The organism is Acaryochloris marina MBIC11017 (assembly GCF_000018105.1).
Lineage (GTDB): Bacteria > Cyanobacteriota > Cyanobacteriia > Thermosynechococcales > Thermosynechococcaceae > Acaryochloris > Acaryochloris marina.
Genome location: NC_009925.1, coordinates 5,586,372 through 5,599,676 on the forward strand (window position 1 = coordinate 5,586,372; position 13,305 = coordinate 5,599,676).

Here is a 13,305-nt window from a genome sequence, read left to right on the forward strand (position 1 = left end):
AAGAATAGTTGTTACACAATGCCCCAAAAACTAGATTTATCTCTAAGCCATAATTGTTCGTTTCCCCTTGTCCAAGAGATATGGTTTGACAGCTTAACCATTTTTTGGGGGGAATGGCTAGATTTGCGTGTAAGGGTCAAGCAAATCATTGCCTCTGGTATGGTTTCTCCGATCATCTACATTTTGGCTTTCGGGTTGGGCTTAGGGAATTCTTTAGGCAAACCAACTGTGGGGGATACCTATCTGGAGTTTATCCTGCCAGGTATGATTGCCCTTTCGTCGATGACGATTTGTTTTGCTGGTACTACTTTCTCTATTTGTGGCGATAGGTTGTATAGCAAAACCTTTGAAGAGCTTTTGTTGCTGCCCATACATCCTTTAGCCCTCTATCTTGGGAAAGTCATGGCTGGTGTTGCACGAGGATTGCTAACATCATCGGCCGTGATCGTAATCGCGATTCTTAGTACAGGTAAGATATTCGGCTTTTTGAATCCGCTGTTCTTGCTCTTGCTGATCTTAAACTGCTCGGTGTTTGCTGGACTAGGTGTTATTGCAGGTCTAAACGTATCCTCAATCGAAAGCGTTGGGCTCTATAACAATTTTCTGATCGTACCAATGTCATTTTTAGGGGGAACTTTCTTTGACCCGAGTAGTTTGCCAATATACTTTAAGGCACTTCTTTACGTTCTACCTTTAACCTACACTAGCCTAGGGTTAAGGGCTGCTGCCTATTTACCATTACAGCAATTCCCTTGGTTTACTCTACCCATCTTACTCAGTATGGCCTTGATCCTTGCCATAATTGGAGCTCACCAGTTCTCCAATCAACAAGACTAAACTGCGCTTTTGGGAAAAAATCCGTTTCGAGAATTTGTAATACTTTATTTAACCTCCGGAGATACTAATTGAGTGCTCCTCGAAGCTAGTTGAATAGAGTTATTAGATACTTCAGTCACAACACCCATTTGTACCGTTGGCAAATGGACTCGGAAACAACTACCTACTCCAACTTGACTCTGAATAGTAATTTTGCCTTTATGGAGTTGAGCAATGGATTGAGCGATAGCCAACCCAAGGCCTAAGCCTCCTTGCCTGCGGGCTCGGTGTTTATCCACACGATAAAAGCGGTTAAAGATATATGGAATTTGCTCTTTAGAGATGCCTATTCCAGTATCTTCCACACTGATAATAGTGACCTGGTTAGTCCGAGCTACGGATAGAGTAACTGTCCCTCCAGAAGGGGTGTATGCTACAGCATTCCTTAACAAGTTTGAGAATAATCGAGCCAATTGCATGGCATCTCCAACTAATGTCATTGGAACTATGCCTTGGGTTACTAATGTAACCCCTTGCGTTTGGGCGGAAGGATCTAAAAAGTCGACTAGGTCTTTGAGGACTTCATCTAAAGCCACCCTAGTCCATTCGCGTCGGGCAGTGGGTACAGATGTATCTGTTCTCGCCAAAAAGAGTAGATCTTCAACTAAGCGGTTCATTTGTGCAGTTGCACTGGAAATAGCTGCAAGTTTTTTAGCATCTTTAGGATGAACCCTTTCTGGATGATTCATCATCACCTCAACAGATGTTTTGATTACTGTTAGAGGAGTGCGTAATTCATGGGAAGCATCAGCGGTAAACTGCTTCAGCCTCAAAAAGCTTTGCTCAACCGGCTTGAGTGAATATTCCGTTAGCCACAGCCCTCCTATCCCAACTAAACCTAGCGCAATTGTTCCTCCTACACCTAATCCCCACAGCAGTCTAAGCTGAGCTTTTTCAACAGGTGCAATGGACTGACTTGCCCGGATATACCCTTCTAGTAAGGGACGTTTTAACGCATCGGCATCGCTATGAACTGAAATAGTAAAGGCACGAACCTGAAAAGACTTCTCTTCTCTTATGACTCGGACGACTATATTTTGTTCTCTCAGTTTTGGTGGCAAATGAAGGGTAATCGCCCCTTTCCGAGCCAATAATCGGCCATCTGCTGTAAACCATTCCAAACTATGGCGGTCTCGATTAAAGATATCGCGCCACGGCACTTTATCTACTTTATCGAGATAGGGTTTACCTTCCTGTTTAATATCAGAGAGAGAAAGGGCTGCAGATTGGGCTAAAGTTTGTAATTCTGCATCAATTTGAGCGTAAAGTCGTCGACTAACGAAAACATAGACTTGTACGCTAAAAACGGCCAATATTGCTGCCATAACCAAGAGGTAAGACAGCAGTAAACGCCACCGTAATCCTTGAAAGAGAGGATTACGAAACCTGTTTAAGACGATAGCCAAAACCATAGACCGTTTGAATTAAATCATTGGGGGCTCCTGCCCCTTTCAATTTATGCCGTAACCCTTTGATATGGGCTTTCACCGTATCTTCTTCAGGTAAAACTTCATAAGCCCAAAGATGTTCCAGGATTTGGGCTCGACTGAATACTCGACGCTTGTTTCTTAAAAAAAGCTCCAATAGACTATATTCTTTGGGTGTCAAAGCAATTATCTCTTCTTGAAAAAAGACCTCACAGGTATTGGGATTTAACTTTAGATCCTCCCATTCCAGGATAGGTGGCGAGGTCATGGGACCCCGACGCAAAAGGGCTCGAATCCTAGCAGATATTTCCTCTAACTCACAAGGTTTGACGACATAATCATCGGCACCTGCGTCTAGACCATCGACTTTATTGGCCGTGGTATCTCGAGCCGTCAGCATCAATACAGGAATATCCAAACCTTGTGCTCTCATCTGTCGACAAAAGGCCAAACCATCCATTTTAGGCAACATCACATCGAGCAAAACCAAGTCATAGGTAAACGCCTCTAGTAGTTCCCAGCCCATTTCCCCGTCATGGGCAATATCTACTGCATAATGCTGATCCGTCAGATCTTCTGCCAATGCTTCTGCAATTCGCTCGTCATCTTCTACTAGTAGAAGCTTCATTCTGATTTTTCTCTCTTTGTCTCAATACCAAATGGGGAAGATCTAGCTACTCATCAGATGTCCCATACAGAAAACATTACGGCAAACTGGGTGTGCCGTAATGTTTTCTTATCAAAAAAGCAGATTCACTAAATGGGTGAACCGCTCTAGTTTGTTTGCAACATCTGCTGAACTTTAGTTCGCAAGGATTGGTCTTGGCGAACAGCCGCTAGGATTTGACTAAATCTCTGAGGCTCTAGTCCCTGAGAGCGAATTACCTTCTCTTGCTCAGCTTGTCCTTTTTTTTCAATGGCCTGAATTTTGGTCATCGCTTGCTCAAAAGATTGCTTCTCTGCGTCAGTTGCGTCTACGGTTGGGCTGCTGGCTTGCTGCCCATTGTATAGTGCATTGAACTTATCTTGGCTAAGTCCTGACTGTCCGATCACTTGAGAAATTTCACCTTTAGTTGTTTTCTCAAGGGAACTTAACTGAGGTATAGCGGTTGCAAATTGCTTGAGCTCACTCTCAGAGATGGAGGATTGTTCTCCAGAAACAGATTCTGCTTCTGGCTTCAAAGCATCAGCACTGGGTGTAGTTTCAGGAGTACTGCTGGAGGGTTGATCGGTTTCAGAAGGCATTGCTCCTTCAGGGCTCGCTTCTTCTATAGGGGCTGCAGGAGTGGCACCCGTATCATCTGTAGGTTGCGCAGCTCCCCCTTCACCGCCTTCAGGACCTGAAACGGGGGGAGTTACGGCTGGAGGGGTAACTGTAGGAGGCGTAACGGTGGGAGCTGACATCGCCGGAGTAGTGGCATCGGCAGGAGCATCACTGGCAGACGGATCATCAGCGGGTTGCTCTGCACCACCTTCTGCAGCAGCGTCCGTCTCATCAGTGGCCTTCATGGCGTCGTCGGTAGGAGCATCACTAGCAGATGGATCACCAGCAGGTTGCTCTGCACCGCCTTCTGCAGCAGCGTCTGTCTCATCAGTCGCTTCCACGGTATCTTCAGTAGGGGCATCACTGGCAGTAGGTGTTTCGGTGGGCTGTTCTGCACCACCCTCTGCCGTACCTGTTGGTTCAGTTGCAGCATCAACTTCACCACTTGGAGCATCGCTCATGGCGGGAGAATCAGTGGTTTCTTCTGATACAGTCGCATCTGCAGGTGCGCTATCTGATGCTGAAGCATCTTCAGTACTTTCAGTTGCGGCTCCAGTGCATTGAGAGTTGAGAGGAAAATTCTTGCATAGAATTTTCAAAGCAGCAGGAGATAGCTCTTTAGGCGCTTCTGCTTCAGCTATTAACTGGGTAGATGAAAGAAGGGAAGATTGGCTGGCAACGCTAGGTAAGCTGGTCAAAACACTCATGCTTGCTAGACCGAGCAGCGTAGGGAAGATTTTCAAAGTTGAGACATACTTTTGAGTATTCATAGGTACTCCTAATCAAAATAGGTAACGAATGGTCTGGAGTGATCTGTAAAACTCAGCTCATTAGTGGTCTGAATGCTTATGTCCTGAAACAAAGCTATCTATTGCAATGATTGTCGACTTGACAATTACTCTGTTCAGGAAATTTGAATGCACACAACAGTCGGAAAGCTCAAAAAGCATTTGCTGATTGTGAAAAATAGTTAAGCAATCCTATTCCTAATAAAGGATTCAACTGTTTCTTTGTACAGAAACAGTTGAATAGAAAAATCTTGCTTCTAAACCTAAGGGGCTTGAGGTTCAGTTGAATCTGTTGCATCAGGCGCATCTGGAATTGCTGGGGCTTCAGCGTCAGGTACAGCAGGAATTCCAGATGCTTCGTCTGGGCTATCGCCAGGAACTGCATCAGGTGCTGGGGGATACTTGGGAGTTTCTGTATCGTCTAATTCTGCGCCACCCTGAGGAACTTCAGCTTCGCTCCCAGGCTGAGTTGGAGCATTTTCGCTAACTGTTTCGCAAGCGCCAAGGAATGTGGCTAGTCCTAAAGTTAGTAATGCTGGGATGAGTTTAAGTTTCACTTCAAATACCTCCACCAAAGTGATAAAACAGAGCTTCTTTAGAACTCTTTCAAATACTGAGGATAAATTTAAAGTGTGAAGAAATTGGGAAATAGATGTACTTTCTTCTCCAAAACTCATGTGCTACTAGTCGCGTTTATCTATTTTTTTCTCCGATAAAACAGCTGTAGAAAGCCTTTTACGCTGTTGTAAGAGTGCGACGAGGAACTTGATAATTTAGAAAATCATAGGCCAATTCGGTATGGGGGAAGATAGCACTTGCTTCTGTTAAAAGCTCTTGCAAACCAGTTGCACTGTTTGGGGCATATCGAGGACTAAAGTGAGTGAGGAAGAGTTTTTTCGCTCCAGCGGCCTGGGCCACTTGAGCGGCCATTGTAGAGGTCGAATGCAAGCGTTGATAAGCTAATTCAGCTTCTTGATGGGAAAAGGTGGATTCATGAATGACTACATCGGCATCCCTAGACAACTCAACTGCCTCTGGACAATAAATTGTGTCGGTACAATAGGCAATTTTTCGTCCAATTTCTTTAGGGCCACAAAAATCTTGGCCAAAAAAAGTACGTCCATCGGGCAAAGTAATGCGTTCTCCCCGTTTTAGGCGTCCATAGAGAGGGCCTGCTGGTATTCCCATACTGATGGCTTTATCGGTATCGAAACGGCCAGGGCGATCGCATTCTTGTATCCGATAGCCAAAAGCTGGAACCCGGTGCTTCAAAGGCGCACAGACAACTGAGTAATCTTGATCCGAAAACACTTCTCCAGGTTGAACCGTATGAACTTGTATCGGGTAGGAGAAATGCGTTTGAGAATAGCGTCGACACGCTTGCAAATATTCCTCTAAACCTGCAGGTCCGTAGATATCAATCCGTTCTGTATTACCAGCCAGACCACAGCTTGCTAATAACCCCATTAAGCCAAAAATATGGTCCCCATGCATATGGGTGATAAATATGCGTCTGAGTTGGCTGCTCTTCAACTCACTCCTCAACAGTTGGTGTTGAGTTCCCTCCCCACAGTCAAACAACCATATCTCCGCCCTTTGAGGCAATCGAAGGGCAACACTAGAGACATTGCGCGATCTCGTAGGCACTCCTGAACTTGTACCTAAAAAGGTAATTTGCAAAACCCGACTATCCTTATACCTGATTTACCGTTTAGTCTATTTTCCCCGATTATTGTGACACCCCGGCAACCGGGCCACTATTGTCTCGCCAATAGTATTTGCTAGGCTGAAACCAATTCACACTCATGAACCTATGCGTGATCACTACCTTGAACTCCTGGATCAGATTGTTGCAGATACGTTGAAAGGCAATATTCGCTCCAAAGGGCAGATTTACCATACCTTAGAAGCTAAGATTGCCTCCGGAACTGGAGAACTCTTTGAAAGATGCTTACAAACACGCATAGATGAAATCCAAGCACTGCTAGACGATGACGATGAACTTAAGCAAGCCAAAGCCATCCGTAAGCAAAGAGCCCTCAAGACCATCCAAGGTGAATGGGAACGATGGCAAAAGCAAAACCAGGGTAATACTATATTGACAAACCTGGTGCAGGCTTTGACCACAGCTCCTGCTGAACAGAGATTACAGCCCCTACTCAAGGTGTTTGATCCGAACCAAAAAGAAATCTTAACTGTAGAACAACTACATCAGCTACAAAAATTACTTGAGAAAGTGAGCCATCCCCCTAACGATCTAGAACCTTCTGTATCAACCGCTTTGTTAGAGATTGCGAGGGGGCTTCAACAAGGGCTGAGCTCATGGCAACAAATTGAGTCCCAAGTTGTGAATTGGATCTACAACCAGAGTCAAAGCAATCTTGGGTTTGGCAATGGGACTGAACAACAAGGACCCTGGAGTCATTGGGCCAAGACGGTCAATAGTCAATCCCTCCAGCAAGTCTTCATGGATTTGGCTCAGCATCAGGCAATTACAGAAGCAGGAATCGAACAACCGGTTCAAATTAGCGACTGGCTGGAATTGGCGCTTGTTCTGCAGAAACTGCAATCGAACCTTGTCCGTTGGTTCGATCAGCAACCCTATGACGCCAAAGCAGGAAAACGTCTTTCCATCGCGACCTACTTAACCTTCACCATTGTTTGGGGACAACTTTCACAACGATTTCAACAATTAGGACAACCCATTCTGACTGAAGCCTGTTTTCAAATGGCATTGCAAGGGCTAGTCCAATTTGCTCAGCAATCCTACTTCCCCCTATACGGTGGATTATTTACCGCCCTATCCGGTGAATCATTACAAACCCTCCTAGACTATCTTGATAGTCCCTTGAAACAAACCCCTAACACTGGTATAAAAGCTCGTATTCTCATTCTTTTGGGATATACACAACAAGCCCTTGGCCACTATGACCTAGCCCTCAAATTCCATGATCAGGCTCTGGAGATTGCCCGTATTGCCCAAGATCTTCGTTGTGAAGTTGCCAGTTATAACCACTTGAGTCGAACCTATCTCACGCAACAGGACTTTTCTGAAGCGATTACCTGCAGCCAGAGAGCGTTAATTCTGGCTCGTCAAAGTGGAGATCGATTGGGGGAAGCGAATGCCCTTGCCAACTTTGGTTACAGTGAAGTTCTACAGATTCAGGCCGTAGACCCCCTAGATTCCCAGCGATATGAACAAGTCCTTCCTTATCTGGAGCAAGGCTTACAACTTTCTGAACAGCTAGGGGATCGACCCAGCCAGGCGCTGTGTACAAATAGCTTGGGTATTGTCCTCGTAATCATGGGTAAATATCAAGCGGCCATTCCAATCCTTGAGCAAGGAACCCGTATCGCTGAAGTCATTGGCGATCAATGGCTTGTCAGCCTCAATTATTGCTATTTAGCAGAGGCGTACCACGAACTCGAGAATATTGAAAAGGCTATCTACACCGGCAGCCTAGCCATGTATTTGATGTTCCAAATTGAATCCTCAACGTGGCGCCAACCCGCTGGCTTACTGAGTATTCTGTATGGGCAAATTGGTCCCGAAACCTTTCAAGAATACTTGAATCAGCTTCGGAAGAAACTGCTCATGGTTATTGGAGTTGATGGTTATGAGTATTTACCAAAACTGTTAGCAGAATATCGACAATCCCTAGCTTGAAGGATGCATTCTACCACATTTTAAACAATGATTCCCCATTACAAAACGGAACACAAGTGTAAAGAAGTCAAGAAAAGAATTGATTTAGAATCTAATAGTTTCGAGAATAAGCAGAATATTGAAGATCCTTTAGATGAAGTTCACTAATCCGTTTATGCTGCCACTGTAGACCGATGATCATGATGATGAAGAGCATAAAACCTGGTTCTTCCATTTGAGAGAAAATCAAGCCATGGGCAAAAACCGTTAGCCAGCAAAACTTGGAGAAATCATCGCGACATAAGTAAAAGAAGACCAACATATACAAGAATAAATAGGATAATAGGCCAAATAGTCCTGTATCTCCCCAGATTCCTGCCCAACCAAACAAGGGTGAAAACATACTGGATTGATCTCCCAGCCAGCTTTCTCCAACAGCCCCCCAAACGGCACCACTCGCCGGATGAATACTAGAACCGAGTGGAGCTAGTAAATCTTCATACTCGCGCAACATCCAACCCCCAAGTCTGCCAACCGTATGGCCTGGACCAAGCCCTAAGAACATATTCAATGGAGACTCATAGAACGTAGGGATGATTCGCAAGGAAGCCATTTTTAGTAACGTGGCTTCACCATCAGAACCATATATTTCAGGTCTCATCCAAGTATTAAATGCACCAAAAGCAGGGACATTTTGAACACACCATAAGAAAATAACACCCAAGATAAGGCCAGGGATCAAATACTTGAGGGTTTCAATAATATCTTTCGTCTTCGAAAGAAATAAAATTCCACCCGCGATGATAAAGGTAAATAATACCTGCTTAGCATCTGCAAGGAGCATCCCCCAAAAAGTTGCAAACAGCACGGATATTCTCATCCAAGTCGGAGCTGCCTTAGCAAAGAAAAAATAATATAACCCAAAGGTTAACCCAACTGAAGCGCCAACAACGTGTCCTGAACCAGATTCATAAAATATTCCTTGCACATAATCTGGATTGCCGGCTTTAGGATGGCGTCCAAGCACGATGAATAAAAAATACTGGCTGTATATCAGAAAAATATGAGTGAAGCAAAAACGGATCAGCCATTTCCGAATAAATTCATAACTCTGAATCGAGAGAGGAATACTGGTTATCGCTAAAAGTAAAAGAAAGGGTTCCACTTTTAGTAGGTAATCAACTACTAAATTAATGATTCCAGCCTGGTTAATCAGAGCGCTAGCGGTCATGATGGTTAGATATACAAGTAGCCCCCCAATCACCAACCACGAAATATTGATCTGTTTAGGATCCTTGGACTTACTTTGTGAAATGGCCAGAATGCAAGCAAAAGGAACAGCGATAAAATGAAGAAAATTGAGTGGTTTGGGGACGCCTACACTGGTAATAATACGCGGTAGAAATGCTGTAGCAAAAGCCACAAGAATCAGTGTAGACGTCCTATAATAATTTCGGCGCTTAGCACTCGTAAATTGATTTGCTCTCATTGTTTTTAATAAAATAAAATCTAAAAAATCTCAATTATTTGCAGCCATTCGATAAATTTCAATGAGTTGTTGATAATTAGCCCTTGCGGTGTATTTAGCTTCAAATTCTTGGCGGACTTCTAAGCGCATCTGTTGTAATTCCTCAGGATGAGACAGAGCCCATTCAACTTGCTCTGCTAAATCCAGGGAATCGCCTGGTTGAAACTGTAAGCCTGTTCTCTTATGTTCTACCAATTCAGCAATCGCACCGATCTGGGAAGCAATTACTGGTGTTCCCTTCGCAAACGCTTCTATCGCCACTCTGCCAAAGGTCTCATACCATTTCGAAGGGAAAATCAAAAAGGAGGCTTCCCCCATTAGTTGATGCACTTCATCGATTGATTTACGGCCTAACCAAGAAATATGGGGAGACTCTTTTATCTTGTCAAGAACTAATTCGGATAAAGGTCCATCACCAACAATGCGAAGCGGAAAAGGAGATTGCAACTTATCCCAAGCTGACAACAGGGTATCTAAACCTTTCTCAACCGATAATCGCCCCACATACAACGCAAATTGGCCTTTGCCGTGACCAACACCCGGATCTGGGTTAACAAAATTGGGTTTTACAATAATCTTATTTGCTGGTAACCCCCCTTGGATGAGTTTATTCCTAGCAAAGTGAGTCAGGGCAATATACTTATCTACCTTTCGGTCCCAGGTTTTTAGCAAACGATGAATGCTGATCATGCTGGCGGTAATGCCACTCGCTAAACGATTATTGCGATAGCAGCTGTGGATGATTCCAGGCCATGGAATTGCCTTATTTAGACAGTCCTCACAGACCTTCCCTTGCCGGAAAAATAGAGCATTGGGACATAATAATCGATAATTTCGGATTGTTTGGATAACTGGGACCCCTTCTGCTTGAGCAGCGTAATAGACAGAAGGTGAAATTAAAGGGAAAGAGTTTTGGACATGAACAACATCATAAGGCTGGTGTTGTAATTTCTGTCTCACTGCTTGGTAGGACTCTTGCGACCAAATCGTTTGGGTGGCGAGTTGCCAGCTTCGATAGGACGGAATCGATATGTTGTCTTTTTCATATTCATCAACGAGATGTCCCATCTCCCTCAATAGGGATTTCTCAGATTTGCAAGACTCGTCTTCACCTCCTCGAATTTTGTAATAGTTATGAACACTAAGAATACGCATACAGTGGCCTATATCAAAATCCAAGAAACTTAATCGCAAGCTGATAGATATCTAGAGCCAAACATTATGGTCTCACCCCAATTTGGTGACTGAATTAGGGCAAATCTACCTCCATTATGACGACCTATTCCTTGACCTAGATGAATAATAGAGAGTTTCAGAAATGGCATAAAAGCTCTAGATTCTACCACTCAGCACAGATTCATAGATTCCTTCTAACACCTTAGTTTGTTTTGCTCGATCAAATTGGGTTTCAACATGTTCTCGCCCTTTATAACTCATGGTTTGCCATAGGGTGTGATCTTGAAAGAGGCGTACCATCGAACCAGCTAGACCTTGTGAATCGGCCTCGGGGGATAAATAGCCAGTCTCACCATCAATCACTGCTTCTGGGATGCCAGCATGCACTGTACTCACAACTGGTAGTGACATGGCTTGTGCTTCCAGGACAACATTCGGCAACCCTTCCGCATCGCCTTGTGACGACGTCACGCTAGGTGCTGCTAATAAACGCGCTCGATTCATCCAGGATTTAACGATTTCTGGTGGTTGAACCCCTAGGAATTGATATTTTTTAAGACTTCTTAGAGCAATGGTTTCTAGCTCAGCTCTGAGAGGCCCATCTCCAATGATGACTAACTCAACATCAGGACACTCTCTTTGGACTATCGTAATGGCTTCCAGCAGATACTTACACCCTTTCTTTTCGGTAAGACGCCCGACGAATAAGACAATAGATTCACGAGCAATTTTAGGATCTGCCCAAAACTTCTGAATATCGACACCATGATAATGGTTGAGAATCTTGTCTTCAGGAAATCCCTGGGCGATGAGTTTCTGGCGTATAAACTGAGAGACAGTGAGGAAGAGTTGTGCTTTATGCTTAAGCGTCTCTTTCTTCTGAAAATAGAGCCAATGATTCAGTGAAGTGTATTTCGAATCTGCCTCAGATATAGTGGCATCCGCTCCTCTGTAGTGAACAATCAGAGGAATCTCCAGATCCTTGACCCAAGGCAGCATAAGTACACCACTTAAACCAAATTGAGCATGGATAAGTGCTGGCTTCAATGCCTTGATTTGTTGATAAAGCTGAGGAGCAAAACCAGTGAGTTTAAAGACTTGTTCTCCAACTTTGCCGAGCAGAGTACCTCGATTAACTACCAATGTTCTTTCAAGGGGTAATTCGAGTCCTTCAACTCTGCGGGACCCTACGTAGTAGGCTGTAAACCGCTCTAGTTTTTCTGCTGGATCTCGGATGAAAGTTTGAGATGGAGGCAATAATAAACTATTAAAAATAATGATATTCATAAAAAAAGTGACTTTCTACCGATAGGCGGGCAAAATACATCAATCTGTGAGGGGAATCATTAGATTATGGGGATGTTGTCTGCAGGAGATTCTGATAAAGTTTAGCTTGAGCTAACCCTTTACTTTCCCAGCTAAATTGGGTCTGAGCGCGCTCCTGCCCGGCCTGACTAAAGTGTTTCCATAGATCTGGATCGCCAGCAATCTGCACTAGGGCAGATGCTAAATCATCAATGACCTGTTGCGGGGTTTGTACGGCAATTTTATAACCTGTTTCTTCGGTTACATGAATTGCTGGACCTCCTATGTTTAGGCATATGACTGGGCAACCTGCAGCCATAGCTTCAAGACAGACTAGACCACCCGACTCATGCAAACTGGGATGAATGAGTGCCAAGCATTCCCCTAATTTATTGAGGGTTTCTTCTCGGGAGAGTTGAGACCAAAACTTAACTTGGTGATCGATTTGAAGCGTAGCGGCTAGTTGCTGTAAGTGTTGACGTTCAGGGCCATCACCAATAATCCAATATTCGGTATTCTCAGGTAAATTCGCTTGAGCAAAGGCCTGCAACCCTAAGTGAAAGCCTTTCCAATGCAGCAAACGCCCAATACTGACAAACCGCGTTGCCCGCTCGTGGTTATTCGATTTAAGATTTAACGTGGCAATTTCGCTTGTGGACAATCCTAATTGCGAGTAAACCTCCACCTCAGATGCACCGAGAGCTTTGAGCCGATCAACGGTATCTTGAGTGGTCCCTCGAGCGAGGGAACTTCTTGCAGCGGTCTGATGGACAAAAGGATCGACTTCTCCTAGTCGACGAGCAGATTCACGGAGGATTTCATAGATCTTGCCCCTAAGACTGAAACTTTGCCAGAACTGATTGGGAGTGGTTTCTCCGCCGCCTACCGGCCCCCAAATAAAAGGCGGGGGTAAGAATGACAGAAAACTTGGGGTGGAATAGCGAACATAAGTGACATGGTGGATAATGTCGAAATTTATTTCGTCATGTAATTTTTTGGCAACCCAATATGCTTTTAACTGCCAAAGATAATAGTGTAGGTGAACAATTCTCAGATTTTGATTGAGCTTGGCTAGAACTTGAGACGGTTCACAATAAATAAAGTTGAGATCGGAAACAGGATGTTGACTGAGTTCAGTTTCTATAGGAATTTGATTGTTTCCTCGAGTTAACACCCAAATACGGTGATACTTGGATAATTCGAGCACCAAATTCCAACCTACTCCAGGCTCAGACCCTTCATGGGGTCGGCAGGCATAAGCAGAAATCAACACATTCAAGCGTTGAGACATTAGC

At 44.3% G+C, this 13,305-nt stretch carries 11 protein-coding genes; 2 read left to right on the top strand and 9 right to left on the bottom strand.

What is annotated here, in order from left to right; genetic code table 11:
* The first annotated feature begins 18 nt into the window (after positions 1-18).
* The gene (locus AM1_RS25050; protein WP_012165718.1) at positions 19-837 is read left to right on the top strand and encodes an ABC transporter permease; all 819 of its coding nucleotides are present in this window, start codon (positions 19-21) and stop codon (positions 835-837) included.
* 44 nt (positions 838-881) lie between these two features.
* On the opposite strand, the gene AM1_RS25055 is transcribed toward AM1_RS25050, so the two are convergent.
* The 5 genes from AM1_RS25055 to AM1_RS25075 form a co-directional block, all read right to left on the bottom strand.
* Positions 882-2,201, bottom strand: a complete 1,320-nt coding sequence (locus tag AM1_RS25055; protein WP_010476847.1) for a sensor histidine kinase — start codon at positions 2,199-2,201, stop codon at positions 882-884.
* 52 nt (positions 2,202-2,253) lie between these two features.
* A complete protein-coding gene (locus tag AM1_RS25060) occupies positions 2,254-2,931 on the bottom strand; it encodes a response regulator transcription factor (RefSeq protein WP_010476848.1) in 678 nt (225 codons plus the stop codon).
* 146 nt (positions 2,932-3,077) lie between these two features.
* Complete coding sequence (locus AM1_RS37780) at positions 3,078-4,337, bottom strand: DUF4168 domain-containing protein (RefSeq protein WP_012165720.1); 1,260 nt, start codon at positions 4,335-4,337, stop codon at positions 3,078-3,080.
* 281 nt (positions 4,338-4,618) lie between these two features.
* The gene (locus AM1_RS25070) at positions 4,619-4,912 is read right to left on the bottom strand and encodes a hypothetical protein (RefSeq protein WP_238549068.1); all 294 of its coding nucleotides are present in this window, start codon (positions 4,910-4,912) and stop codon (positions 4,619-4,621) included.
* Between the two features lie 178 nt (positions 4,913-5,090).
* Complete coding sequence (locus AM1_RS25075; RefSeq protein ID WP_012165722.1) at positions 5,091-6,035, bottom strand: ribonuclease Z; 945 nt, start codon at positions 6,033-6,035, stop codon at positions 5,091-5,093.
* A gap of 133 nt (positions 6,036-6,168) precedes the next feature.
* Between AM1_RS25075 and AM1_RS25080 the strand changes: the two genes are divergently transcribed.
* Positions 6,169-8,022, top strand: a complete 1,854-nt coding sequence (locus AM1_RS25080) for a tetratricopeptide repeat protein (RefSeq protein ID WP_012165723.1) — start codon at positions 6,169-6,171, stop codon at positions 8,020-8,022.
* Positions 8,023-8,113: 91 nt separating this feature from the next.
* Here AM1_RS25080 and AM1_RS25085 read toward each other — a convergent pair whose 3' ends face one another.
* The 4 genes from AM1_RS25085 to AM1_RS25100 all read right to left on the bottom strand — a co-directional run bounded on the left by AM1_RS25085 (position 8,114) and on the right by AM1_RS25100 (position 13,301).
* The gene (locus AM1_RS25085) at positions 8,114-9,424 is read right to left on the bottom strand and encodes a hypothetical protein (RefSeq protein ID WP_012165724.1); all 1,311 of its coding nucleotides are present in this window, start codon (positions 9,422-9,424) and stop codon (positions 8,114-8,116) included.
* Positions 9,425-9,520: 96 nt separating this feature from the next.
* Positions 9,521-10,684, bottom strand: a complete 1,164-nt coding sequence (locus AM1_RS25090; protein WP_012165725.1) for a glycosyltransferase family 4 protein — start codon at positions 10,682-10,684, stop codon at positions 9,521-9,523.
* A 177-nt stretch (positions 10,685-10,861) separates the two neighbouring features.
* Positions 10,862-11,992: a glycosyltransferase gene (locus tag AM1_RS25095; protein ID WP_012165726.1), complete on the bottom strand. Its 1,131-nt coding sequence runs from the start codon at positions 11,990-11,992 to the stop codon at positions 10,862-10,864.
* Positions 11,993-12,056: 64 nt separating this feature from the next.
* Positions 12,057-13,301 carry a glycosyltransferase family 4 protein gene (locus AM1_RS25100; protein WP_012165727.1) on the bottom strand — a complete coding sequence of 415 codons (1,245 nt, stop codon included), beginning with the start codon at positions 13,299-13,301 and terminating at the stop codon, positions 12,057-12,059.
* Positions 13,302-13,305: the final 4 nt, after the last annotated feature.